This window comes from Coprococcus sp. AF16-5, assembly GCF_003479365.1.
GTDB lineage: Bacteria > Bacillota > Clostridia > Lachnospirales > Lachnospiraceae > Coprococcus > Coprococcus aceti.
Map to the genome: position 1 here is coordinate 425,571 of NZ_QUGZ01000001.1, position 26,936 is coordinate 452,506.

General features: G+C 42.7%; 23 protein-coding genes and 1 other RNA gene. 1 reads left to right on the top strand and 23 read right to left on the bottom strand.

The features are described from left to right. Nucleotides 1-15 precede the first annotated feature (15 nt). From DWW70_RS01870 to DWW70_RS01970, 21 genes are all read right to left on the bottom strand, one after another. A complete protein-coding gene (locus tag DWW70_RS01870; protein WP_015534981.1) occupies nucleotides 16-1,326 on the bottom strand; it encodes a DUF512 domain-containing protein in 1,311 nt (436 codons plus the stop codon). A 62-nt stretch (nucleotides 1,327-1,388) separates the two neighbouring features. Continuing rightward, on the bottom strand, nucleotides 1,389-2,234 hold the full coding sequence (gene pgeF / locus DWW70_RS01875) for a peptidoglycan editing factor PgeF (RefSeq protein ID WP_055222865.1): 846 nt from the start codon (nucleotides 2,232-2,234) through the stop codon (nucleotides 1,389-1,391). Nucleotides 2,235-2,247: 13 nt separating this feature from the next. Beyond that, on the bottom strand, nucleotides 2,248-2,607 hold the full coding sequence (locus DWW70_RS01880; RefSeq protein ID WP_015534983.1) for a YraN family protein: 360 nt from the start codon (nucleotides 2,605-2,607) through the stop codon (nucleotides 2,248-2,250). Between the two features lie 40 nt (nucleotides 2,608-2,647). Beyond that, on the bottom strand, nucleotides 2,648-3,403 hold the full coding sequence (locus DWW70_RS01885; RefSeq protein ID WP_015534984.1) for a ribonuclease HII: 756 nt from the start codon (nucleotides 3,401-3,403) through the stop codon (nucleotides 2,648-2,650). Nucleotides 3,404-3,467: 64 nt separating this feature from the next. Beyond that, nucleotides 3,468-4,493, bottom strand: a complete 1,026-nt coding sequence (lepB, locus tag DWW70_RS15375) for a signal peptidase I (RefSeq protein WP_022216417.1) — start codon at nucleotides 4,491-4,493, stop codon at nucleotides 3,468-3,470. After that, nucleotides 4,494-5,342 carry a ribosome biogenesis GTPase YlqF gene (gene ylqF, locus DWW70_RS01895; protein ID WP_015534986.1) on the bottom strand — a complete coding sequence of 283 codons (849 nt, stop codon included), beginning with the start codon at nucleotides 5,340-5,342 and terminating at the stop codon, nucleotides 4,494-4,496. Nucleotides 5,343-5,352: 10 nt separating this feature from the next. Then, complete coding sequence (lepB, locus tag DWW70_RS01900) at nucleotides 5,353-5,925, bottom strand: signal peptidase I (RefSeq protein WP_015534987.1); 573 nt, start codon at nucleotides 5,923-5,925, stop codon at nucleotides 5,353-5,355. Between the two features lie 110 nt (nucleotides 5,926-6,035). Beyond that, a complete protein-coding gene (gene rplS, locus DWW70_RS01905) occupies nucleotides 6,036-6,383 on the bottom strand; it encodes a 50S ribosomal protein L19 (RefSeq protein ID WP_022216416.1) in 348 nt (115 codons plus the stop codon). Between the two features lie 319 nt (nucleotides 6,384-6,702). Further along, nucleotides 6,703-7,044: a transfer-messenger RNA gene (ssrA, locus tag DWW70_RS01910) on the bottom strand. 94 nt (nucleotides 7,045-7,138) lie between these two features. After that, nucleotides 7,139-7,486, bottom strand: coding sequence for a hypothetical protein (locus DWW70_RS01915; protein ID WP_015534988.1), 348 nt, complete (start codon nucleotides 7,484-7,486; stop codon nucleotides 7,139-7,141). 154 nt (nucleotides 7,487-7,640) lie between these two features. Then, nucleotides 7,641-8,114: an SsrA-binding protein SmpB gene (gene smpB / locus DWW70_RS01920; protein WP_022216414.1), complete on the bottom strand. Its 474-nt coding sequence runs from the start codon at nucleotides 8,112-8,114 to the stop codon at nucleotides 7,641-7,643. Next, a complete protein-coding gene (gene rnr / locus DWW70_RS01925; protein WP_022216413.1) occupies nucleotides 8,077-10,260 on the bottom strand; it encodes a ribonuclease R in 2,184 nt (727 codons plus the stop codon). Before rnr ends, smpB begins: the two co-directional genes overlap by 38 nt. Before the next feature lie 116 nt (nucleotides 10,261-10,376). Next, a complete protein-coding gene (secG, locus tag DWW70_RS01930; RefSeq protein ID WP_015534991.1) occupies nucleotides 10,377-10,628 on the bottom strand; it encodes a preprotein translocase subunit SecG in 252 nt (83 codons plus the stop codon). Nucleotides 10,629-10,719: 91 nt separating this feature from the next. Next, the gene (locus DWW70_RS01935; protein WP_118649161.1) at nucleotides 10,720-13,383 is read right to left on the bottom strand and encodes a YfhO family protein; all 2,664 of its coding nucleotides are present in this window, start codon (nucleotides 13,381-13,383) and stop codon (nucleotides 10,720-10,722) included. Between the two features lie 107 nt (nucleotides 13,384-13,490). Then, nucleotides 13,491-14,972 (bottom strand): bifunctional hydroxymethylpyrimidine kinase/phosphomethylpyrimidine kinase, encoded by a 1,482-nt coding sequence (gene thiD / locus DWW70_RS15380; RefSeq protein WP_082431249.1) that lies wholly within the window; start codon nucleotides 14,970-14,972, stop codon nucleotides 13,491-13,493. 25 nt (nucleotides 14,973-14,997) lie between these two features. Next, a complete protein-coding gene (gene thiE / locus DWW70_RS01945; RefSeq protein ID WP_201858981.1) occupies nucleotides 14,998-15,642 on the bottom strand; it encodes a thiamine phosphate synthase in 645 nt (214 codons plus the stop codon). Nucleotides 15,643-15,713: 71 nt separating this feature from the next. Further along, complete coding sequence (thiM, locus tag DWW70_RS01950; RefSeq protein ID WP_118649162.1) at nucleotides 15,714-16,535, bottom strand: hydroxyethylthiazole kinase; 822 nt, start codon at nucleotides 16,533-16,535, stop codon at nucleotides 15,714-15,716. Nucleotides 16,536-16,675: 140 nt separating this feature from the next. Continuing rightward, the gene (mscL, locus tag DWW70_RS01955; protein ID WP_015534993.1) at nucleotides 16,676-17,095 is read right to left on the bottom strand and encodes a large conductance mechanosensitive channel protein MscL; all 420 of its coding nucleotides are present in this window, start codon (nucleotides 17,093-17,095) and stop codon (nucleotides 16,676-16,678) included. Nucleotides 17,096-17,240: 145 nt separating this feature from the next. After that, nucleotides 17,241-18,785 (bottom strand): 2,3-bisphosphoglycerate-independent phosphoglycerate mutase, encoded by a 1,545-nt coding sequence (gene gpmI, locus DWW70_RS01960; protein WP_015534994.1) that lies wholly within the window; start codon nucleotides 18,783-18,785, stop codon nucleotides 17,241-17,243. 109 nt (nucleotides 18,786-18,894) lie between these two features. Then, on the bottom strand, nucleotides 18,895-19,653 hold the full coding sequence (locus DWW70_RS01965; protein WP_055144946.1) for an exodeoxyribonuclease III: 759 nt from the start codon (nucleotides 19,651-19,653) through the stop codon (nucleotides 18,895-18,897). Nucleotides 19,654-19,920: 267 nt separating this feature from the next. Next, nucleotides 19,921-23,556: a carbohydrate binding domain-containing protein gene (locus DWW70_RS01970; protein ID WP_158576500.1), complete on the bottom strand. Its 3,636-nt coding sequence runs from the start codon at nucleotides 23,554-23,556 to the stop codon at nucleotides 19,921-19,923. Between the two features lie 224 nt (nucleotides 23,557-23,780). Here DWW70_RS01970 and DWW70_RS01975 point away from each other — a divergent pair, with 224 nt between their 5' ends. Beyond that, the gene (locus DWW70_RS01975; protein ID WP_022216405.1) at nucleotides 23,781-24,539 is read left to right on the top strand and encodes a helix-turn-helix domain-containing protein; all 759 of its coding nucleotides are present in this window, start codon (nucleotides 23,781-23,783) and stop codon (nucleotides 24,537-24,539) included. Between the two features lie 133 nt (nucleotides 24,540-24,672). Here the strand turns inward: DWW70_RS01975 and tpiA are convergent, their stop codons facing one another. Next, entirely contained in the window at nucleotides 24,673-25,425 is a 753-nt protein-coding gene (gene tpiA / locus DWW70_RS01980; RefSeq protein WP_004852916.1) for a triose-phosphate isomerase, read from the bottom strand. A gap of 92 nt (nucleotides 25,426-25,517) precedes the next feature. Then, nucleotides 25,518-26,732, bottom strand: coding sequence for a phosphoglycerate kinase (locus tag DWW70_RS01985; RefSeq protein ID WP_022216404.1), 1,215 nt, complete (start codon nucleotides 26,730-26,732; stop codon nucleotides 25,518-25,520). Nucleotides 26,733-26,936 lie beyond the last annotated feature (204 nt).

Consider the following 26,936-nt stretch of genomic DNA (forward strand, 5'->3'; position numbering starts at 1 on the left):
TCCATATATAATTAATTACATATCATCGCCAATTACTGCATGAATAAAATCAGCACCACTTGATTCTACAATACAAACATCGACTTGTAAAGCATCTGTGAGCTCTGCAAGCGTCACATCATCAAGGAATTTTGGCTCATCCGCCATAAGAGTATTGGAAGGCAGTATAAGCCGCTGCCCAAGAGGCTTTCCTGTGAGCTGCTTTCTTATATCTCCACCCGTAAGCAATCCTGTCACGGTTATTCTATGTCCAAAAAAATCATTAATGATCTTATACAGATGCACCTTCACATTAGGGAACTTCTCAGGGATCCTGTTAGCAAGGAGCTTTATGGAATCATATACGAGCACTCCAGTAACCATGGACACCTCATACTCTCTGTCATCGCCCTCTACGCAGCTCCACTCTTCATCAAACTCATCTATGAGCAGTCTCACCATGCCCACACCATTTTCAAGCTGGATAAAGCCATCATACCTGTCAGCCTCAGGGAAATCCCTGCCAGCATTTATATACCATTCATCACTTGCCTGGACAAAATGTGTGCCATGCTTTTCAAATGCCTTTTTCTGAAAATGTTCTATTATATCAATAACCTCGCAGGCGTCCTCTCTGTTGAACGGTTCAAGATGGAACAAGCCATCTCTGTAATCTGACAAACCGACAGGGACCACGGATAAGCTCTCCATAACAGGAACAAACTCCATAAGATCAGAGATCGTACGCCACAATTCCTCCCCATCATTTATCCCCTTGCACAGAACTATCTGTCCATTCATAGGAATACCAGCTTCATAAAATTTCCTTATATAGTCAAGTATGGCACCGGCAAATCTGTTGTTCAGCATACTGCAGCGCAGCTTGGGATTGGTAGTGTGCACCGATATATTTATCGGAGCAAGGTGATAATTGATTATTCTGTCAATATCCTTTTCCTTCATATTAGTAAGGGTAATATAATTTCCCTGAAGAAATGACAGTCTGGAATCATCGTCCTTGAAATATATAGTGTCTCTCATACCTTTCGGGTTCTGATCGATAAAGCAGAATATGCACTTGTTATAGCAAGACTTGTAATTATCCATCAGGGAATTTTCAAAAACAATCCCTAGATCCTCGTCATAATCCTTATCTATCTCCAGAAGCCACTCCTCGCCGTCAGACTTCCTCACGAGAAGTTCTATATATTCGTCATTTATGAGATACTGATAGTCAAATATATCCTCTATAGGATGGTCATTGACCGCCAGAATATTATCTCCCGGTTCGATCTCCATCTCCTGGGCTATACTTCCCTCAAGTATTTCCTTTACAATATGTTCCATAATTTCCTCTTTTATATTAATTGTCTACTGATCAAAAGCTGCAGCAAATGAATAACGCCCTATCATTCAGGGAGCATGATCACTGCCGCAAGATTACCCCGCAGGCCTTTGCTCGCCCTGTGTGAAAAAAGCCATTCGCTGTTACAGCATGTACATATATTTGTCACGTCAATATTCTCAGGTTTTACACCTGAATCAACAAGATTGTAATAGTTGGCCTTGTGGAGATCAAGCAGATATTTGCCATTACCCTTGCTAAATACGATCTGAGCCGCCTCTGCTTCCGTATATGCCGCCATAAAGCGTTCAGCTACATCTTCACTCACCTCATAGCAATTCTTGCATATAGAAGGTCCTATGGCGCAAATGAGATTCTCTGGAGATGTTCCATATTCAGACTTCAATCTGTTTATCATATGTCCGCTTATCTTGCTGACGGTTCCCTTCCACCCGGAGTGATTCGCCGCAACAACCTTTTTCACCGGATCATAGAACAATACAGGGACACAGTCCGCATAAAATGTCATAAGTGGTATCCCCGGAACATCCGTCATAAGTCCATCGATCTCCAGAATATCCGACTCTCTGATTATTCCCTTTCCGGCATCCTTCTCTGTAACTTTATATATGTCTGTCTTATGCACCTGATCTGAGAACACAAGCTTTTCGTAATCATACCCCACTGCAGTGGCAAATCTGCGGTGATTCTCCATTACCAGATCCGCATCATCGCCTCTGTGGAAGCTCAGGTTCATGGAACCCAGATATCCCTCACTCACTCCGCCGATCCTGGTGGAGAATGCATTTACAACTCCGGCTCTGTCCAATTTGTCAAATGATATATAATCCACGCCATCCACCGTGTGGACATGTGTTGAATTGTCTTTCCTAATATACTTTATATCCATATCCGCCATCCTATCAATATCCCGAATACTCAAATGCATTTTCTATATGATGTATATCCTCACCAAGTATGGTTATCACATCAAATCTAACCGGGGTGTCCATTCCATATCCATATTTGTTCAGGAAGAATAATGCAGTCCTACATATCTGTCTCTGCTTGCGCACATCGACAGCCTCCTCCGGCAAGCCCTTATGTACTCCGGACCTATACTTCACCTCGATAAACACTATATATCCATCGTGTTTTGCCACTATATCTATCTCACCGCTGGCCACCCTGAAATTCCTGCACAGGATCTCATAGCCCCTGCCAGCCAGATGATCAGCAGCTAAAGCTTCCTTTTCATTACCGGTTGCTCTGCTGTTATACATCATTTCACCTTTCCATGAATATATGTGTGATGAACAATTGTTATACAAAGTTCTTGATAAACGTCCTTCTGTGTATTGCGCACGGACCGATCTTCTTGAGCGCATCAATGTGCTCTGCCGTACCATATCCCATGTTTTTTGCAAATCCATAACCCGGATACAGACTGTCATACTCAACCATAAGCCTGTCCCTTGTAACCTTTGCAATTATACTTGCTGCCGCAATCGACGCAGACAGCGTATCACCTTTTATTATGCCTACCTGCTCGATATCAACACCCGGAATATTAACCGCATCGTTTAACAGGAGCTGTGGTTTAACCTGAAGCTTCGATATAGCCTGCTTCATCGCCTCGTAATCTGCATTGAGAACATTTATCTCGTCAATTACTTTCTCGTTTGCCATACCCACGCCTACAGCTACAGCCTTCGCCATGATCTCATCGTATAGAGCCTCCCTCTTCTTCGGTGTGAGCTGCTTGGAGTCGTTGAGGTATAAAATATCACAGTCCTTTGGAAGAATGACTGCAGCAGCCACTACAGGGCCTGCAAGCGGGCCTCTTCCGACCTCATCTATACCACATATATATCCCTTATCAGCGTATTTTCTCTCAAATTCAAACATTTTATAGCTGCGGGCTTTTTCCTTTTCAAGAGCATTGATCTTTTTCTGAGCGGACGCTATGATCTTCTTTACCCCATCTCTCTCATCGTCGCCATACTTCTCGATAAGCCCCGAATATTCACTTATATCAGCATCAGCAAATACTTTTTTTATCTCCGCTATACTTTCCATATGTCCTCCACCTAAAAACAAGGACCATTGCCACTTTTTAGGCAACAGCCCCTGATATCTTATCCTATTCTATCTTGCCAAAACCGCCTGTAAATCTGAATACAGCCCTGCCGATGATGTCTTTCTTGTGTATATTGCCAACATCCTCCACACGGCTGTCACGGCTGTTGTTTCTGTTATCTCCCAGAACAAAGTACTCGTCATCACCCAGTGTGATCTCCTCGGCTGCAACTCCGCGCTTGTCGCTGGCTATGGCCTCTCTGCCATACACATCGCCCTCCAGAGGCTCGTCATTTATATAGATAACACCATCTTCGTCTATATACACTGTCTCACCCGGAAGTCCGATTATACGCTTGATGAAGAAGGTCTCATCATCGTCTCCATACGGGAATACAACCACATCAAATCTCTTCGGCGAGCCAAATTCATACTCAAGCTTGTCGATCCATAATGTATCTCCGCTGTGAAGAGTATTGCTCATGGACTCTCCACTGACCTCTGTTCGCTGTCCGACAAATGTGAGCACAGCCCAGCATATGCCAATTACTATTATTATATAAATACACAGAAATATGAGATCCTTGACAATATTGACTTCCTTTTCGGCCTTTTCTTTCTTTTTTGCCTCTTTCTTCTCTTTCCTGAGCTGCTTCTTTAAAGCCTTCTCGTCAAGTTCTCCATCCTCATTGTACACTTCTTCAGAAGAGTCTGTATTAACCGCTTCTGCAGTTTTATCTGAGCTCTCAGATTTAGCTGCTCCTGCAGCTTCTTCCGATGTCTCCTTCTGAGATGCTTCTTCCGATTTATCTGCTGTCTCCGCCTTTGCATCAGCCGAACTCTCAGCGACTGCTTTGTCCCAGGACCAGGAGGACTTCTCCTTATTTTCCTGCTCATCGTCGGCAGTTTTCTTTTCAGCTTCCTTTGCTTCCTTCGCAGCCTTTTTTGCAACCTTCTTCTGTTCTTTATCTATCGCTTTCTGACGCTTCTTCTCATATTTGGCGATCTCTTTGTCCCTTTCCTTCTTCGCAGGGTCATCCTCAAATATATCGTTTAACGCATCAGCAACATTCTTGTTTTCTTCACTCATCTAGTCTTCCTTCGGGGTCTCCAATGTAATACGCCCCAGCTTTCCCGATCTGAAATCATCGATCAGCAGAGCCGCAGCCTTGTCATAATCGAGCTCCCCGCCCTTCTTAATGCATTGTCTCTTCTCTGCGATACCTGTCAGCATCTGTACAGGATCATCAACACTTTCAATATTATACCTTTGAACAAGGGTATTACAATAGTTTGCCTGTAAAAATTTAATTAATTCAACCGCTATATCCGTTATGCTGAGTATCTCATCATTGATCGAACCTATGAACGCAAGTCTGAGACCAACGGCCTCATCATCGAATTTCGGCCATAAAATACCGGGAGTGTCCAAAAGCTCAATATTCTTTCCAAGTCTTATCCACTGCTTGCCTTTTGTGACACCAGGCTTATTTCCAACCTTGGTGCAGGCCTTTCTCGCATAGGAATTGATAAACGTGGATTTGCCGACATTCGGGATGCCGACTATCATCGCCCTTATCGGACGGTTTATGATTCCCCTTTTTCTATCCCTCTCTATCTTCTCTTTGCAGGCCTCCTGCACGATATTGTTGATACTCTTCATCCCCATACCGTCACGGGCATTTATCTTTGCAACGGCAAAGTCTTTATTCTTATAATAGTTTTCCCACTTTGTTGTGACTGCATCATCCGCAAGATCTGATTTGTTGAGGAGTATGAGTCTGTATTTGTTCTTTGCAAGCTCGTCTATATCAGGATTCTTACTACTGAATGGGATTCTTGAATCCACCAGCTCTATGACGATATCTATAAGTTTTATATCCTCCTGCATCATTCGTCTTGCTTTTGTCATATGTCCGGGATACCACTGTATATTCATATCTCTACCTCTATTTTATCTTTACTCTGCCCAGCATCTCGCTCTTTTGCACATTGCCAGCCGCCTGAAATCTTGAATCCTGGCTGTTGTCCGGATTGTCTCCGAGCAGGAAGTATTCATTCTCTCCAAGTGTGATCGCAGATTCCGCTATTCCGGCTGTTTTTATCTCACAGTCGACGGGATAATCTGCAAGCGGATTGCCATTTATATATACCTGACCATTCTGGATAAGCACAGTCTCACCCGGCAGACCTACCACTCTCTTGATGGAATAGTATTCGTCCTGATTCTCAACTATACGATACGCTACCACATCGTATCTTTCCGGGGATGTCACCAGATAAACAGCCTTATTGACCAGATACGATTCTCCATCCGTCAGTGTTGGCTCCATGGATGGTCCTACCATATATACCGTCTGGAATCCAAATGCAACAAAACCATAACCAAGTATAGCCGCTGTCAGTATCGATATGAACCAGCCAAGTGCGCTCTTCATAGTCTTTTTCAATGATCTCTGTTGTCTTCTCTGACGCCTTTTTTCTCTCCTTATCCTTCGGAGTCTGTCATATCTCTCACTCATGAATTCTATCCTTCAATCATCAATATATTTGTTCAGTTCATTTCATCCATTCTAAAAATGGCTGGAGTAGAAATACTCCAGCCACTTTTACTTTCATGTTACAAGCTTTATTATTTAACAAGCTCCTTAACCTTTGCTGCCTTACCAACTCTTGAACGTAAGTAGTAAATCTTAGCTCTTCTAACTTTACCTTTTCTTACAACTTCAATCTTCTCAACGAAAGGTGAGTGTACAGGCCATGTCTTCTCAACACCGCATCCGCTAGAGATCTTTCTAACTGTGAATGTCTCTCTGTTGCTTCCGCCCTGTCTCTTTACTACAGTACCCTCGAAGATCTGGATTCTCTCCTTGTTACCCTCTTTGATTCTGTTGTGTACCTTAACAGTGTCTCCTACGTTGAACTCATCAACGCTCTCCTTCATCTGTGAAGCTTCAAGATTCTTAATGTAATCGTTCATTGTGTTCCTCCTTAATATTCTGATGTTCTTACTACCATATCCACCGGATATATGGGCACAGAGGACCATCACTCTTTTCACAACTCATTTAATATAACATACTGAAATTGTAGATGCAAGAAGAATTTTCGGATTTTATCCGTTTTTTAGCAAACAGGGCATATAGATTGATTTCTATATGCCCTGTTGCATTAAATATCTTGTTCGACTTAATTCAGTCAAGTGGAGCAGACGCATTAGAAGGCGAACTTCGTTCGCAGGCGTCTGCGTGCTTCACAAGGATTCCTCCCACCTACGGCGGGCCCCTCCTTATGAAAATTAGTGGAGCTGGCGGGAGTCGAACCCGCGTCCAAAAGCTCATTCACTACAGTTTCTTCCATCACAGTCAGTGCTTTAACATTCCCTCAGCCTATCGCCCACTAACATGCTATAGACCTTAGTAGCTTCATGGATTTTCCTACATCGCAAAGCTTAGATGCAGGAGTTTGCCGAAAATCGACGCCATTCCTAAAGGCTCGGCGTTCCTAAAGGATGACGACTGCCCTTAGGCAGCGTATGCTAAATTATCGTTAGCGTTTATTTTTTTTCCAGCTTTTAGCGTGGCTCTGGTCCACGGATGGCTTCCATAGCTTCAAAACCCCTGTCGAAACCAGTCAACCCCTGATCATAGATCAGTGATAACCAATCATTTATAATATATGCAGCAAATATCAAAATAATACCTGCGCCTATATATCTTAATTTATCAGATGCTCTTACTCAGCGTCAGCAGTTGTATCTTCCTCTGCATCTGTCGCCTCTGCTGTATCTTCTGCATTTTCAGTTGTGTCTGCTGTGTCCTCAGCATCGGAAGCTGTAGCAGAAAACAGAGTGTCATAACCGCTGTCCTTCCAAGTCTTGTCTACATATTCTGACAAGCCTGAAGCATCAACATACTTAGGTATCGCCTTATATATCTTCACACCCGCAACGCTTCCAACTATAGCAGCGATAACAACAATCGTAACTGTTATAGCAATAATCTTCTTGATCTTCTGCTTCCTAAGTATCTCCTTGCGGTGCTTTTTCTCATATTTCTTCTTATCTACTTTACTCTGACTCATAACGCCCTTCTCCAGACTATCGTTTATTTGATTCCGATACACACATTATATCTGAACCAGCTTATCTTATTCAACACCTTGCTAGTATAACACAAGCTGCATTATAATTCCAATAATAAGTTTGATTTCACAGAAATTCCACAAACGCTCACGATCAGAAGTCCTTGCTCCTGCTCTTAAGATCTCTCTCCATCTCGCGCTTCATATCCTTCTTGGCGATATCCTCACGTTTGTCGTAGAGCTTCTTACCTCTTGCCAGACCTATCTCCATCTTGACAAGTCCATCTCTGATATATACCTTGAGCGGCATAATGGTATAACCCTTCACCTTCTGCTGTCCGATGAGCTTGTTGATCTCGTACCTGTGGAGCAGCAACTTTCTCGTCCTGAGCGGATCTTTATTGAATATATTCCCCCTCTCATATGGGTTGATATTCATTCTGTACACATACACCTCGCCGTGGTCTATTCCGACAAATGCTTCCTTGATACTGCAGTGTCCCTGTCTTATGGACTTTACCTCGGTTCCCACAAGCTCTATTCCGGCCTCAAACTTCTCTTCTATAAAATACTCGTGATATGCCTTTTTGTTATTTGCGATGAGAGTGTTTCCTCTTTCCTTTGACAAATGTATCCTCTCCTTTATATACAATACTGAAATCTATCGACTTCGTCATCTTGTCTGTATTCTTCACCTTTATCTGTATAGGATCACCGATGGCATATTGTTTGCCCGTGTCCTCACCTATCATAGCATAATCTTCCTGAGAAAAATAGTAATAATCGTCGCGCATATCTGCCACGTTCACAAAGCCTTCCACCGTATTCGGCAGTTCCACGAACATTCCCCGGTTTGTAACTCCTGAGACAAATCCGTCATAGACCTCGCCAATGTGAGCTGACATATATTCCACCTTCTTGAGCTTCTCCACATCACGCTCAGCTTCCTCAGCTCTTCTCTCCTTGCGCGAATTGTCATCAGCCACCCTGTCAAGTATCATGCTGTAATGTTCTATTCTCCTCGAGTCAAGTCTGCCATGTATATTTTCCTTTATTATACGATGTATCTGCAGATCTGGATATCTCCTTATAGGAGAAGTAAAATGACAGTAATACTTACACGAAAGTCCAAAATGTCCTGTGCACTCCGTTGAATACTTCGCCTGTTTCATGGTCCTCAGCGCCATCCTGCTCACAAGATTCTCATAAGGCTCACCCTTTATCCTGTCAAGCAGCTTCTGGAATTCTTTCGGATGTATATTCTCCTTTGATGCCTTAAAGTACATTCCAAAATTACTTATAAGGAGCGCCAGCTGCTCAACCCTGTCTGCATCAGGTGTCTCATGGACTCTGTACTCAAATGGTATATCCTGCCAGAAATAATCCTCAGCAATCGTCTCATTTGCAGCAAGCATAAAATCTTCAATGATCTCATTGGATCTGCGTCTCTCATATACACCTATTGATACAACTTTGCCGTCGGAGTCTATCTTGATCTTCGATTCGTCAAAATCAAAATCTATTGAGCCTCGCTTTCTTCTGTTAGCTCTGAGAAGATCCGACACATGAAGCATCATCTCGAACATAGGCACAAGCTCCTCATATTTTCTGGTCTCCCCTGGATCGTGATCCTCGACAATTGCAGACACACTTGTATATGACATTCTACGGTCCACATTGATCACAGTCTCACATATCTTATGTCCTACTATGTGGCCCTTCTGATCTATGTCCATAAGGCAGCTCAGCGCCAATCTGTCCTGCCCTTCATTCAGCGAACAGATACCATTTGACAACTTGTGCGGAAGCATAGGTATTACCCTGTCCACGAGATAACAGCTTGTACCTCTGTTAAGTGCCTCTTTATCCAGAGGGGAATTCTCCTTTACATAGTGGGTCACGTCAGCTATGTGCACACCAAGCTTGTACATTCCGTCCGCCTCATAGAGTGTTATGGCATCGTCCAGGTCTTTTGCATCCTCGCCATCTATCGTCACTGTCTGAAGATGTCGGAGATCCGTTCTGCCTGCCATCTCCGATGCGCTGACAAAATCAGGGATCTGTGAGAGGCTGTCCATGACCTCGTCAGGAAAATCGACTGGAATGTCCAGCGCTCTGACCACAGACAGCACGTCACTCTCCGGATCATTTATATGTCCAAGTATCTCTATAATCTTTCCCTCCGGAGACTTCACTTTGTCTCCATAACTGATGATCTCCGCCACAACCTTATGTCCAGCCATGGCGCCCATGGAATTTTCCTTGGATATAAATATGTCTCCATCTATTTTCAGATTGTCAGGTATGACAAATCCAAAGTTCTTATTCTTCTGATAGACTCCGACAACCTTCTTTAGTCCACGCTCAAGTACCTTTATAACCGATGCTTCCTGCTTCATTCCCTTCGGTCTGTCCTCCGCACGTATGAGGACTGTATCACCGTGGAACGCTCCCATGGTATTCTTCTCAGGGACAAAGAAATCCTCCTTCATGCCCTCAACGCGGACAAATCCAAAACCTCTCTGATTGCCGATAAATGTTCCCTTGTATGTCCCTTCTCCGACCTTCTGATATCGTCCTTTTGCCGATCTGATGATCAGTCCCTCCTCTGTGAGGTCATTCAGTATATCGAGAAATGTCTGTCTCTCATCTCCCGGGACCTGAAGGAATGTACACATCTCCTTGAACTTCATAGGCGGATAATCATCATCGCATATAAATTCATATACCGTCTGTTTTCTTCTGTTGTATAACTCCAAATCCTTATTATCCATAACAAACCCTTTCTATATACATTATGCCCGCATCCCTACCGCACAAATACATTGCATAATGAGCAAAAAAATGCTTACATATATCAGTTAATATATGTAAGCATCAGAAATCATTATTAGTTGAAAAGCTTTGAGTCAAGCAGTAATGCAAGTACAAAGAAGAGAACTGTGAGAACTGCTGTTATCTTCTTAAGTATCTCCTGCTTTGAGCTTCCCTTATTCTTGCTCCAGTAGGAATTGTCAAATCCGCCGCCTGCTCCTGATATGGAACTTGTAAGGCTCGCATCCTTTCCTTCCTGTGAAAGAACCACTATTGCTAATACTATACATACTATAACATAAATTACCATTAATATTGTCTTCAGCATCTTAACACCTCCGTTTCCGAAAAAATGGTGTGTGTATAATTTTAACACCAACTTGAAACATAATAACACAACAAAATAATATATTCAATAACTATTTTCTTCGTTTTCTGTAAAACTCCGCAAATACCAGCATTGCGATACCTATTATCGAACAGGCAATACCTGCGCCTGCATATTTCACATGGAATTTCATCTCAACAACATTCTCACCCTCAACAAGACTTATAGAATACAGGCTGTCTACCACCTTATCCGGCTGTACCTTCTGGCCGTTAACTTTGACTGTCCAACCATCACAGTAAGGAATAGATGTGAATAAACTCTGTCCTTCCTTGGCATTTACAACAAATTCTGCGCTGCCATTTTCTATATCCATCACATCAGGGGTATATTTCTCAAGCTCCTCTGCTATGCTTTTCAGCAAATCCAGATCAAGAACATAAAACTGCTCTGCTCCATCATCCAGATCTAGCTTCTGCTTTGAGTGAAGCACAACCTTGTAGTAATCACGATCCTCATTTACAGGAATATTGAACACTGACGGCGAAAGCCATCTGGCATATCTGGTCCTGTATATTCCATTGACATTCAGCTTTGCATTAAACAGACTGTTCCATGGGATATTGCCATAAGCGATGTAATTGCCTTCCGGGATCTCCATCTTGTATACACGCTTCTTCGCTTTACTTACAACCGTCTCGTACTTTAAAGGCTTATAGATCTCAACCTTTCTGCCGAGCAGCTCGCTGTAGAGCTCATTTTGATATTCAAACGGATTGCCGTTATATTTTGCCGCTGTATATTTGCCTGAATCATATACAAATGCCATAGGCAGGCTGTATGGGTTCTCGTATACACCGGCTCCATTTGCATTGTCTGCAATATCCTCTACTTTATCCATGCCCTCCAAAGCATAATCAGATACGATGTATCTGACTCCCAGCAGTGAATCAGTTCCAAGCACCGGCATGTTGACAACACTTAGGTTATCGCCTTCGCTCCTGTATCCCGTGTCCACAAGGAAGTTCAGCACTGTGCTGTCAGCGGTTGACACATACGATCCTATCGCCCAATACCCATAACCAAACGACTCGTCATAATTTGCTCTGACATTGTTCTTATATTTAAAATTATCATCCGTATCTTTGCCATTATTGTTTTTCTTTTTTTCGAGTGATCTTGTCGCCCTTGATCTGGTCTGGCTGATCCTGTATGTATCGGAATCATATTCTTTCAGATCATTTATAAGGCCTTCCATAGCCGTCTCATACTCAACAAAACTCTCACCGTTGTCGATATGGATATTGTCCATTTGCAACATCACGCTGTATCCTGTCTCAACAGTCAGCACTGCACACAGAATGACCGTAAATATAATTCCGAACACTCTTCCGGCTCCTACGTTTTTCGAAAGCCTGCTTATGAGTGCTATCAAAACGGCTACCCCTACAATAAGCGCATCGGTCAGCCATACAAGTTTGTTATCCTGGACTCCATGCAGATAGTTTACACCAAGCATAGCCGCACTGAATATCGCACTTGCAATGATAACCCGCCATTTTACAGCATTCAGATCCTCCGAGAGGAAAAATTCAGCGGCAAAGAATAATATGCAGAATATTCCAACATGTGAATATCTGTACCAATATGATCCAACCTCTTTGAACAGAGAAAATGCCATGCACAATGGATTCCAGTAAAACATGAGCAGCATTACCACAAGCGTGACAAATGCTAATATCTTCTGCTTTACATTGTGTTTCTTACCGATGAAGATTCCAATAAATCCTATCAACGCCAGACATCCGCAGTACAGAGACACGCTTCCCTTCTGACTCTGTGCGCCAAGCGAATATCCGTCTATCACAGATGAAACATCACCGATAAATGACATGTCGAGCAGAGAGCCTAAATCAAGACTTCCTCTTACACTGTAACGCATCGCACCTATCGTCGGAAGGAACAACACCCCACTGATCAGAACTCCCGCCAGCATTGAATATATAAACCGTCCAAGTTTTCCGGCAAAATCCTTTATGACAGTCTTCTCAGCCTTAGTATCCCCACTGTACAATCTTGAATATGCAAATTCAAACAAAAACCAGAAACAGGCAAATACACAGTTGATTCCGCCCATATACCAGTTGAACAGAACTGCCAATGCAACTGATACGGAAAGCATAACAGGCCTGCCACCGTTAACCACTCTGTACACGCCCAGCATTATGAGCGGTAACATATAGAAGCCGTCAAGCCACATTATATTACATGCCTGGGCGATTCCATACTGACTCACTGCATAGCTCACCGCCAGAAAAATGATAAGTGCCTGTTTTTTCACAGAACCATCATTCCACTCTTCAAATCTCCTGTTGAGATAAAATGCAAATGTCGCCGCCGCACAGGCAAGCTTTAACGTTATGATCACATGTACGAACAATACAAGCTGGGATTTGTCGAATAACAACAGCAATAAATTGAACGGGCTGGAAAGATAGTAACTGAATACTCCTATGCAGGCCCCTCCTATAGATTTGCTGAAAGAATAATCTATATTATTTTTGCCGTCAAATACATCCTTCAGATATGCCAGAAAATCAAGATACTGAAAATCAGCATCCTTGGATGCGAGTGAATGTACTCCGAACGGCACATACTTTTTTATATAAAACAGAAGCCACAGCAGGCAGAATGTGATAATGCCCGCTGTAAGCATCTGAATAACGAGCTGTTTTCTCTGTTCTTTCTCCATCATATTCTTCTCCAGATTATTTAGTTTTAATATAATACTACACAATCTGTGAAAATACTATATAGATTAAAAATTTTTAATGAAAGAATTTCTAACTTTTACATACTGATTTATAACATATACCTACTTCGTATATCGAAACCATGATTCAGCGGTCCACTGCCCGATCCCAGATCCAGCATGGCCGCCAGGGCACCGGATATATATTGTTTGGCCATTCTAACTGAATCACTTACATCATATTCCTTTGCGAGATTTGAAGCGATCGCACTTGAAAGCGTACATCCTGTGCCATGTGTATTCGGATTATCAATACGCTTACCCGAAAACCAGGTGATATTCTCCCCGTCAAAAAGCATATCATTTGCATCATTTATGCTGTGTCCACCCTTTACAAGGACAGCGCAGCCATACTTTCCGTATATACATCTGGCAGCATTCTCCATATCAGCTACGCTCTTCACCGATATACCAGTGAGCGCCTCAGTCTCAGGTATGTTTGGCGTTATGAGCTTTGCAAGTGGGAACAGTTTACCGGTCATGACCTCCACCGCATCATCGCTTATAAGCTTAGCACCACTGGTCGCCACCATCACAGGGTCAAGCACGACATTCTCCGCATTGTATCTGGCAAGTCTGTCAGCTATCACATCAATAAGTTCAGGAACAGATACCATTCCTATCTTGACCGCTTTCGGCCGTATATCGGTAAACACCGCATCTATCTGGGCGCCAAGTACATCAGGGATAACGTTCATGATAGCAGTCACTCCTGTGGTATTCTGAGCCGTGAGGGCTGTGATCGCACTCATACCAAATACGCCATTTGCCTGCATGGTCTTGAGATCCGCCTGCACACCTGCGCCACCTGAGGAATCGCTTCCGGCTATGGTGAGGACAGGCACAAGACGGCTTCTGTCAGAATTTATACTGCACAGCATGTCATCCATACTCTTAAAATAATGATCACAATGTGCTATAAGATCTCCCTGTCTGTCCCTGCTGGATTCGTCAAAGAGACCGACCACAACAAATCCTCCGTTCTGTGCTGTCTCCGCCGCATGATATGCGTCCTCGAATACAAATGTATCCGAAGCCGGAGTTCCCATAAACTCAGCCGCCATCTCATATATCTTAGGTGAGGCTGCCTTGCCCACGCCCACCTCAGAACATGTAAATATCCTGTCAACATACTTCATAAGTCCTGTCCGCACAAGTGCTGCCTCAACATGGCATCTGTCTGTGGATGTTGCAACAGTGACCGGGATATCATATCTCTTTAAGAACCTCAGCAGTTCAGGCACACCTGACTTCGGCTCAACTTTATTTGCATAGAAATCGCGCACAGTCTCATTGATACCGTCTATAATCTCCTTCGCGCTGAGTTCAAGTCCATAGTGTTCCTGCATATATTCTGCGCCCTTCATCATGGTCATGGTGAAAAGCACCTTCTCAAGATCAGGTTCTGCCTGTATCCCTTGCCCCGCCAGATACATCTCTCCGGCATGATCCCACATAGGCATAGAGTCAAGCAGAACCCCATCCATATCAAATATCGCACCTTTTATATCACTGATAACTATTTTTTTCATGTACACCTCTATATCATATATTTAGTCAGGCATCAAGCATATTCTCTACAGAAAACTTGAGCTCCTCTGTGGCCTTCTGTATGTCCTTCTGTCCGAATATGGCACTTATAACTGCCACACCGCATATTCCAGAGCCCGCAAGCTCGGCCACATTATCCTTTGTTATGCCGCCTATGGCAATGACCGGTATGGACACCGCCTCACAAATGGCCTTGAGAGTTTCATGGCTCACATCGTCCGCGTCATCCTTTGAACCTGTTGTAAACACTGCTCCTACACCAAGATAATCTGCGCCGTGCTTTTCCGCTATAATCGCCTGCTCGACAGTCTGTGCAGACACTCCAAGTATCTTGTCAGGGCCGAGTATCTTTCTGACGTCCATGGCCTCCATATCACTCTGTCCCACGTGTACACCGTCAGCATCTATATCTTTTGCTATGCTGACCTCGTCATTGATGACAAATGGAACCCCATATTCCTTACAAAGCTTCTGTATCTCCTTCGCCTCAGCGAGGAAGTCTTCTCTGTCGAGCTTCTTCTCCCTGAGCTGTACAAATGTTGCACCGCCGTCAAGTGCCTTCTTTACCTGATCATACAGAGTCTCTTCACCAAGCCAGTGTCTGTCAGTTACTGCGTAGAGCAAGAGCTCTTTCTCACTGCAATTTATCATACTATCCGTCCTTCCTATATGTTTCGATCCCGATCTGATGCAGATCCAGGCAATTATTAGACTTCCGTCAATTATCTAATTTCAAACTTTGCGCCCTGTTCAAGTGTATCCCCGTCCATATTGTATATGGCGTCGATTATCCTGTTCCTGTATGTTGAATTCCCCTCAAATGCCTGCAGATGGGAATAACCGATCTCCCCAGCAAGTCCCATGACCATGACAGCCACTGCAGCAGCCTCAAGCTTGTTGTCCTGATTTGCCACAACATATGCTGTCATCATTCCTGAGAGCTGGCAGCCTGTTCCAGTGATCTTACCCATCTCAGGACGGCCGTTTCTGATTACATAACATTTCTCGCTGTCCGCAACAAGGTCTATTGCGCCTGTTACAGCTATGATAGATCCCGTTTCAGCAGATAGCTTCTTAACAAATGCCACTGCATTATCAAGCGTATCCTCCGTAACCGCATCTGTCACATCGGCATCAACACCCTTTGTGCTGCCGGAACCATATGCCAGAGTTTTGATCTCAGAGATATTTCCCCTTATAACATCAAATCTAATCTCCTTCATAAGTCCAACAGCCGTATCAGTTCTGAGCTTACTTGCTCCTGCTCCAACAGGATCGAGAAGTACAACATGTCCAAGTTCATTTGCCTTCTTCCCTGCCAGGTACATTGATGGAATAGTGTTCTTGTTAAGTGTTCCTATGTTGATATTCAGACCACCACATATACTTGTGATATCCTCCACGTCACCCTCATCATCCGACATGATAGGACTTCCACCGCACGCCAGAATGACATTTGCCACATCATTTACAGTTACATAGTTTGTTATATTGTGTACCAGAGGTACATTCTTTCTCACATTTTCAAGGCACTCTTTTATCATGTTTTTCTATCTCCTTTATATATACTCTGTTGTTTATCTGCTAATCTTTTTTGTCGAAAAGCGGCCATACCATAAGGCACAGCCGCTTTTTTTATGCTGTATGTATCCCTACGCTGGCACTGATCCAGGTCAGACCTGATCTACTCCTGAGCAGGAGGTACATCAGATGTACAATGCATACACTTTGTTGCTTTGATATCTATCTCCCCCATACAGTATGGGCACTTTCTTGTGAGAGGAGCTGCCTCCTCTTTCTTCTTACCAAGATCCATGATCGCATTGATTCCCTTCATGATGACAAATATAACAAATGCCATGATTATGAAGTTGATAACTGCTGAAATAAACGCTCCATACTCGATATACTGTCCTGTATGGAATATCTGAAAATGTCCACCAATCTCTGCTCCACCGATGCTGTTGATTATTGGTGTGATGAAACAGTCTGTAAAAGATGTAACCAACGACTGGAACGCTCCACCAATGATAACACCGATTGCAAGACTCATCACATTTCCCTTAAGGGCAAACTCCTTAAACTCTTCCAAAAACTTCTTCATATGTATCCTTCCAACTGAATACAGCACCGATCATAACAATCTTATATTATAATTCGGTGCCGTATCTTTTATTTATTGTTTCTCGCGCGATTGATATGACATATATCTACATTTGCTGTCATCGCTCATCGCACATCATCTTTTTTTACTTTCTTACAATAAGTGACTTGCCTGTCATCTCCTTAGGCTGAGGAAGTCCCATAACCTCAAGAAGTGTAGGTGCGATATCTGCAAGACATCCGCCCTCACGAAGCTCTACATCTTCACCATAGTTGTAAAGGATAAATGGTACAGGGTTAGTTGTATGAGCTGTATGTGGAGCACCGGTCTCATAGTTGATCATCTGCTCTGCGTTACCATGATCAGCACAGATAAAGAGAACACCATCAACCTTATCAATTGCCTCTACAGCAGCGCCAACGCACTTGTCAACTGTCTCTACAGCCTGGATAGCTGCTGGGATAATACCTGTATGACCAACCATATCAGGGTTTGCAAAGTTGATGATGATCACATCATACTCGCCACCAAGGATAGCTGCATTGAGCTTCTCGCTTACCTCTGGAGCACTCATCTCTGGCTGAAGGTCATATGTTGCTACAGCAGGTGACTTTACAAGGATTCTGTCCTCGTTCTTGTTAGGCTCCTCAACACCGCCGTTGAAGAAGAATGTTACATGAGCATACTTCTCTGTCTCAGCAAGTCTGAGCTGCTTGAGGCCCTTAGCTGCAAGGTACTCACCAAATGTGTTGTCAATCTCTTCCTTCTTGAATGCTACAAGCTTGTTAGGTATTGACTCGTCGTAGTCCTTGAAACATACATATGTGAGTGGCATGCGGCCATTTGCTCTCTCAAATCCATCAAAATCATCACAGCAGAATGCTCTGGTGATCTCGCGTGCTCTGTCTGGTCTGAAGTTGAAGAATATAACTGAATCATTTGGCTTAACAAGTGATACAGGCTTACCATTCTCTGTGATTACGGTAGGAAGAACGAACTCATCATATACTTCCTTGTCATATGACTCCTGCATAGCCGCAACCGGGTCCTCAGCCTGAACGCCCTCACCTGTTACAAGTGACTTGTATGCAAGCTCTACTCTGTCCCATCTGTTATCTCTGTCCATTGCGTAGTAACGGCCTGACATAGATGCAACCTTACCTACACCAATCTCCTTCATCTTTGCGATAAGCTCCTCAAGGTATCCCTTACCTGATGCAGGCGGTGTATCTCTTCCATCGAAGAATGGATGAACGTATACGTTCTCAAAGTTCTGCTTCTTGCAGAGCTCAAGGATCGCATAAAGGTGTGTATTGTGGCTGTGAACACCACCATCTGAGAGAAGTCCCCAGAGATGAAGATCTGAATTGTTCTTCTTGCAGTTTTCTATTGCAGCAAGCATCTCCTCGTTCTCAAAAAAATCTCCATCAGCGATTGCCTTTGTGATTCTTGTAAGCTCCTGATATATGATACGGCCTGCGCCGATATTCATATGACCTACCTCTGAATTGCCCATCTGACCGTCTGGAAGTCCTACAGGAAGTCCTGAAGCTGCGCCCTGCACAAATGGTGCTGTAGCCATAAGTTTGTCCATAACAGGTGTCTTTGCAAGTGCTACTGCATTGCCCTCTGTCTTGTCACTGAGACCATATCCGTCGAGGACCATTAAAACTACTGGTTTCTTACTCATAATTTTTCTCCTTTTTATTTATTCCGGCTAAATGCCTCTTAATCATAATTCACTCATTTGAGATTATACTTATATAATGCCTATTTTTCAAGTTCAAATCCAACTCAAATCACAGGTCAATATCCAGTTCAACCGGGCAGTGATCAGATCCCATGATATCAGTGTGTATCTTGGCATCGACAAGCTTGTCCTTCAAACTCTCAGATGTGAGAAAATAGTCGATACGCCAACCTGCATTCTTCTCCCTTGCCTTGAATCTGTACGACCACCATGAGTAGATATTTTCCTGATCCGGATAAAAATATCTGAATGTGTCGATGAAGCCATCATCTAGAAGCACCGTCATCTTCTCTCTTTCCTCATCAGTAAATCCCGCATTCTTCCTATTTGTCTTTGGATTTTTCAGATCTATCTCATTGTGAGCCACGTTCATATCACCGCACACTATAACAGGCTTATTCTCCTCAAGCTTTTTCAGATATGCTCTGAAATCATCCTCCCACTTCATCCGGTAATCAAGCCTTGCAAGCTCGTTCTGTGAATTTGGTGTATATACCGTCACCATGTAGAAGTTCTCATATTCAAGTGTTATGACACGCCCCTCATGGTCGTGTTCATCTATGCCTATACCTTTTGTTTCACTCAAAGGTTTCTCTTTTGTGAAAATAGCCGTACCTGAATATCCCTTCTTATCCGCATAGTTCCAATACTGATAATATCCTGGCATATCAAGTGTGAGCTGTCCCTCCTGCATCTTGGACTCCTGTATACAGAATATGTCTGCATCTATGCTGTTAAAAAAGTCCATGAAGCCTTTACCGGCGCATGCCCTTATTCCATTTACGTTCCATGAGATAAGTTTTTTCATAAATTTATATACCATTTTATCCTTTCATTATTATTTGGGGAAAATCATGTTTTATTTTAACATGTCGCCTACCGGCTCCATGCAGGCATTCGCATTATGACGGCTTGCGCAAGCGCATCCGTCGCAATGCTCATTATATCATACAAACACCCATTCTGACTGTCAAATCATTTAAAAATTCACCAAAATCCTGCTATGGCCACAATGAAAAAGGCAGCGACGATCCGCCGCTGCCTAAGGGTATATATTATTTTTTAGGGGTCAAATTTAATTTTTTACAAATGATACATTTGATATAGAAACTGTATGTGCTCCAAGTGTGTATCCTTCAACATATCCCATTGAGAAGAATAATCCGGCACCTGTATCAACAGTGATACCATCTGTGAAAACTTCTTCCTTAGGTGTAATTGTGAGTGTTACATCCTTAGCCTCACCAGCTGTAAGAACTACATCTTCACCGCCATGCCATGCATATCCGGCTGAAGGAGTCATAACAGCAACCTTCACAACTCTATCAACATCAGAAACCAATGTACATTTAAGCGTATATGACTCGCCCTGCTCAAGAGATAATCCCATCTGCTTAAGCTGGATGTTCCAGTCTGCCTCACCCACGTTTTCAACACTGTATGTGATCTTTCCATCTCCAGCCTCAAATGTGGCATCTCCAGGAGCAGTTACTGCATTTTCCCAACCGGCAAGGCTACCATCCTCACTCATCTCAAATTCTGAATTTGTGATAAGATTCTTGCCTACAGGCACATCTATCTCTGGAGCTGAAGTCTTTTCAAGGACAATATTGTCAATACAGATTCTATGCTGATCAGTAATTGCCGAACCATTTTCTCCGCCTGCGCCAAGTGCAATATTGAAAATACTCTCTTCGTCTGTGTCACAGGCCATCTGGAATGTGTTTGAAACAGTCATATATTTCTGATCAGCCTGATCGTATGCATCAAGCTTTACTGTTTCCTGAACATATGGTGTCCAGTCCTCTGCACCTGTACTATCCTTATGCGTGCTTCCATCCCTCTGTATCGCATACTGAACAGTTCTCGACACAGAGCTCTTTATATCAAATGAAAGCTTGTACCACTGTCCTTTCTCAAGCTTGATATTATTCTGCTTGAGCTGTATCTTCCAGTTCTGGTCACCTGAATTCTTTATTGTGAAGTCAGCAGCATTGTCCTCCTTCTGGCTGTCCACAACAGACTCTGCATCCGCACTGCTGTCTATATACACATCATATCCAGCAAAATCTGCTGAAAAGTTCCCATTGAGAAGAAGTGAATCCTGCATTATCTTCACATTGTCTAACAGAACTTCTCCGCTGTTACCAAAATCAATGCTGATTGAACTGTCAGTCACTTCTTCTCCGGTCTCAAACTTGTAAACATAATTCTTAATTCCTTTATCCAGAGTTACAGCAAACTTTGAATCTCCTGTAGTGATAATTATATTCTTTCCCTCAGTTGCAGTCTCAGCATCAAATTTAAGTACATACTTTGTATTTGGGGCATACGCAAGCTCATCCTGTGATAATACGAAGTTGCCATCTATACTCTCATCCAATGACTTGTATGAAAATCTTCTTCCGTCAGACAGACCTGTCACCTTATACTCAGCACCGCAATTGTTGCTGACTGTCCAATATCCAAGTCTTCCTGTTCCTTCCTGAAATTCTCCATTGTAAACTAGGTTTCCATCAGCGAGGATCGTCTTCTTGTCAACTATCTCAGTCTGATTTGTCTTTACCAGCTTTACATTTGCAATATGTACACCAGCCACGCTTCCCTGATTGCCGAAGTTGAATTCTATTCTTCCCTTGTCATCAGATGAATCAGTCATCGTATACTCATACTCAAATGTCTGTTTCTCTGTTGTCATATCAAATTTTGTATCCTTAAGATATCTTCCCCATGATCTGGTTGGCGCTGAGACATCAATTATGCCTGTTCTCGCCTCATCCGCCCACGCATCAAATGAAAGCTTGTATGTGGCACCTTTTTCTACAGGAATATCAGGCTGTACCAACTGTATGCTGTAATCAACAGTTCCTGCATCAATTGTATTTATGTTGATTGTATTGTTCTCGATGACCGCTGTTCCTTCGCCGCCATTCTGCGCCATAAAAATCCAGTTTTCTGCATCTCCCAGATCCTCGGTCTCACTAAAATCACCATTTATTACATAATTGCCATTTTCATCCGGATCACGAATTATAACTTCACGCTCTGGCTTTGTCACATTTTCGTCATAAGACTCCTTCTGGTATACTCTCACATAATCAACATATAAGCTCTCACTGTTAATATAATCTGCATCTGCATCCGGATTTCCTGGCCAATTGCCGCCAACTGCAAGATTGAGTATTACATAGAATGGCTGATCAAACGGTGCCGGATAAGTAACTGTACCTTTTCCGGCAGTTGTAGAATACCAGTCATTTTCCTCATGCATCTTAACTTCATCTACATACCACGTAATTTTTCCAGGCTCCCAGTCACATGTAAATACATGATAGCTGTCCGCAAATGACTTTCCATTTGAAAGTGTATATTTTCCCTGTGACTCTGAATGCGGATTGCCATAGTGAATCGTTCCATAGGTTGTATATGTATTGTCTCCAAGAACCTCCATCACATCTATCTCACCACATCTAGGCCACTGTCCATACAGACTCTCATTTGTAGGCATCATCCATGCTGCAGGAAGATAGCCCTTACCTGTAGGTACCTTTGCTCTGAACTGTACTCTGCCATACTTGAAATCCTGCTTATTCTGTGTGTTTACTCTTCCCGATGTATATGATATAGAACCATCCTCATTCACTTTTTTCTTTGAGCTTATAATAAGTGTGCCATTCTTGACTTTTATATTATCTTCAGAATCAACATATGACTGAAGCTCATTATTGACCCAGCCAGGCTCATGGAGTTCAACATTCCAAATATCACGGTTGAGCTCTGTTCCGTCAAATTCATCATGCCATAAAAGTTTATACCCCTGCGACTCGTATTTATTTTCTACAGTCACCTTCTTATTTACAGTCACTTTACATGTTGCTTTCTTTCCTGAACCGTCAGCAGCTTTTGCTGTGATTGTAGCTGTACCTGGTGCTATAGCCTTCACAACGCCTTTTGCTGAAACCGTTGCAATCTTTTTATTGCTCGATGTCCAACTTAACGTCTTGTTGGTTGCCGATGCAGGAGCGACAGTAGCTGTAAGAGTTTTACTGCTTCCCTCTGTGATAGTGAGTGTTGCCGCTGAAAGCTTGATAGAAGTAACTGGCTGTTTTACTGTAATCTTACATCTTGCATATTTGCCACTTCCATCCATAGCCTTCGCAGTTATATATACTCTTCCAACCTTAACTGCTTTTACAACACCTTTCGAGGAAACTGTTGCTATTCTTTTATCTGATGATGACCACTGAATTCTCTTATATGTGGCATTCTTTGGAGCAATTGAAGCTTTTAACGTCCTGCTGGTTCCTTTAAACATGTTCACAGCCTTTGCAGACAATTTAACAGTCTTCGTAGGAACCCCAACATAAACATTAAACCTATACATTACCTTTGGGTTTGCAGCACTCTTCACTGCTACAACCGCTTTTCCTGATTTTACCGCTTTGACAACACCCTTGTTATCTACTGTAACTATCTTCTTATTTGATGATACATATGTTACTTTTTTGCTGATCTTACCTGTAACTACAACTCTAGGTTTCACCCGAAACTTTGTACCCTTTTTTAGTACAAGTTTATTTGTGACAAGATTTGTCACAGTTACAGACTTTACCGCAGCTTTTGATGTTCTAGCACTAACGTCTGATGGACACAGAGTGATCAACATACAAACTACAAGTATCATAGCCACAAGCTGTTTTAACCTTCTCATAAAATACTCCTCTCCAAAAATAAAATAATAATATTTACGACGTCGCATCTTTATAAAGTATTTTGATAATAACATCTTATACATTTGCCATATATCGTTTTATTGCTTTTTATATAGTTTACATGATATATTATAGAGGAGTTGTAAAGTAAGACTTTTATAAACTTTTGATAACATATAAATTTTTACCCTGACACAATTTACTGGAAAGGATTTATACACATATGAAATACTCAAAGGAAATATTCTACCAGGAATTTATAAGACGCGAAGATTCAACCAATAGAGCGCCCTATAACCCTGAACTTGAATTTTACTCAATAATACAAAATGGAGATATAGAACAGGTTAAAGAATTGTGTAAAGCCTCACCACTTAAGGATAAAAAAGGACTCGGCTTACTATCTGAAAAGCCGGTCAACAACATAAGATATCATTTTGTCATAACAACAGCCCTTGTTGCAAGATACTGTATTGAAGGTGGTCTCGATGTGGCAACTGCTTACAATCTCAGTGATTTTTATATAAAAAAGTCAGATACAATGAAGTCCGTGGAGGATATATCTGAATTACATGCGTTCATGTGCATCGACTATGCAAAAAAAATGCGAAACCTTAAGAAAAATTCCATATGCTCCAAACCGGTCGCAGAGTGCATAGACTACATATACGATCATCTGCATACTAGGATCACTGTTGAACTTCTGGCAAAACGTGTCAATCTCACCCCGTCATACCTGTCAAGGCTGTTCAAAAAAGAGACCGGAGATAATATCGGACATTATATAAAAATGCTAAAACTTGATACTGCAAGGAACATGCTCATATACTCTGATTATAGCCCTGCCCAGATAGCACAGACTCTCGCATTTCCAAGTCAGAGTTATTTTACCGAACAGTTCAGATTACATACTGGTCTAACACCTGCGAACTATAGAAATATAAATTTAAGGCAAACCCCATTTCATAAAAACAATACTTAGTTCCTGAAATATACCACCTTGTTTTTCTAAGCGTAAACAAAAGGGATTACCTTGTGATAAAGCACTTGATAATCCCTTTCAATATTCTATATCAGATTTAATCTAAAACTAATATATTTTGGCCTGTTTAAAATTACTTTCCAGCATTTACAACCTGACCGAAATCAGCCTTGAGTGAAGCACCGCCGATAAGACCACCGTCGATGTCTGGCTTTGCAAGAAGCTCAGCAGCGTTGCCAGCGTTCATAGAACCGCCGTACTGAATTCTTACCGCCTCAGCTGTATCTGTATCGTAGATCTCAGCGATGAGATCACGGATTCCCTTACATACTTCCTGTGCCTGATCTGATGTAGCTGTCTTACCTGTTCCGATAGCCCAGATTGGCTCGTAAGCGATAACCATTGACTTAACCTGATCTGCTGTTACGCCAGCGAGATCTGACTTGATCTGAAGACGGATCCAGTCCATAGTAACACCGAGCTCTCTCTGCTCAAGTGACTCACCACAGCAAAGAATAGGTGTGATACCAGCCTCAAATGCCTTCTTAACCTTCTTGTTGAGAAGAACATCATCCTCCTTAAAGTAATCACGACGCTCTGAATGTCCGATGATTACGTACTTAACACCAGCATCAACAAGCATTGCTGCTGAGATCTCGCCTGTGTAAGCTCCGCTCTCCTCGAAGTACATGTTCTCTGCACCTACGGCTACGTTTGTTCCCTTTGTTGCCTCAACAACTGGTACGATATCGATAGCTGGTACACAGTATACTACATCTACGTCATCATTCTTTACTAAGTCCTTTAACAGGTTAACAAGCTCAACAGCCTCGCTAGGAGTCTTGTTCATCTTCCAGTTACCTGCAATAATCTTCTTTCTTGCCATTGTAATCTACCTCTTATATTTGTATTTTTTGATGAGTACCGGCCTGAACCGGCACCCACCAGTATAATCTTTATATCTCAGCGATATACAAATTACTTGTCGTTAGCTGCTGCTACGCCCGGAAGCTCCTTACCCTCAAGGAACTCAAGTGAAGCTCCACCACCTGTTGAGATGTGGCTCATCTTTGAACCGTAACCAAGCTGGTTAACTGCTGCTGCTGAATCTCCACCACCGATGATTGTTGTAGCATCTGTATCAGCAAGTGCTGCTGCAACTGCCTTTGTACCGGCTGCAAGTACAGGGTTCTCGAATACACCCATAGGTCCATTCCAAACAACTGTCTTAGCTGTCTTAACTGCGTCTGAGTAAAGCTCGATAGTCTTAGGTCCGATATCGCAGCCTTCCTTGTCTGCAGGCATCTTGTCAGCGTCAAATACCTCTGTCTTGATGCTTGGATCGTCGATAGGGTTAGGGAAATCCTCGATCATAACTGTATCAACTGGAAGAAGAAGCTTCTTGCCAAGGCTCTCTGCCTTTGCCATCATCTCCTTGCAGTAATCGATCTTAGAATCGTCTACAAGTGACTTACCGATCTCATATCCCTTAGCCTTAAGGAATGTGTAAGCCATACCACCACCGATGATAAGTGTATCGCACTTCTCAAGAAGGTTTGAAATAACGTTCAGCTTGTCAGCAACCTTAGCACCACCGAGGATAGCTACAAATGGTCTAACTGGGTTCTCTACTGCATTGCCAAGGAAGTCAATCTCCTTCTGCATTAAGTAACCAACTACTGCTGTGTCAACAAGTCCAGCAACACCAACGTTTGAGCAGTGAGCTCTGTGAGCTGTTCCGAATGCATCATTTACAAATACATCACAGATGCTTGCAAGATCCTTAGAGAAAGCCTCTCCGTTCTTTGTCTCCTCAGCTCTGAAACGAGTATTCTCAAGAAGGATTACATCTCCGTCCTTCATAGCGTCAACTGCAGCCTTAACTGTATCATCAACAACCTCAAGGCTTGGTACGAACTTAACTTCCTGTCCGAGGAGCTCTGTAAGTCTCTTAGCAACAGGTGCAAGAGTCTTAGTCTGCTTGTCCTCCTCTGTCTTAACCTTTCCAAGGTGTGAACAAAGGATAACCTTTCCACCGTCAGCGATAAGCTTCTTGATAGTAGGAAGAGCTGCAACGAGTCTGTTCTCGTCTGTGATCTCTCCGTTCTTTAATGGTACATTGAAGTCGCATCTGCAAAGCACGCGCTTGCCCTTAACATTGATATCATCTACTGATTTCTTGTTTAATGACATTTCTAATTCCTCCTAAATAATGTTATAGAACAGAAAACTATAAGTTGTCATCTGCCCAGCTACCTACCCGCTCTTATGCGGGAACATAGAAACGCATAATTGCTTCCTACGAAGAAAAAAGGGCCCGGTCCTTGGAGACCGGACCCTCTATTAGGTCTAATAAATACTTTTAAATGAGCTTACATTATAAAAGCTAATTATAGC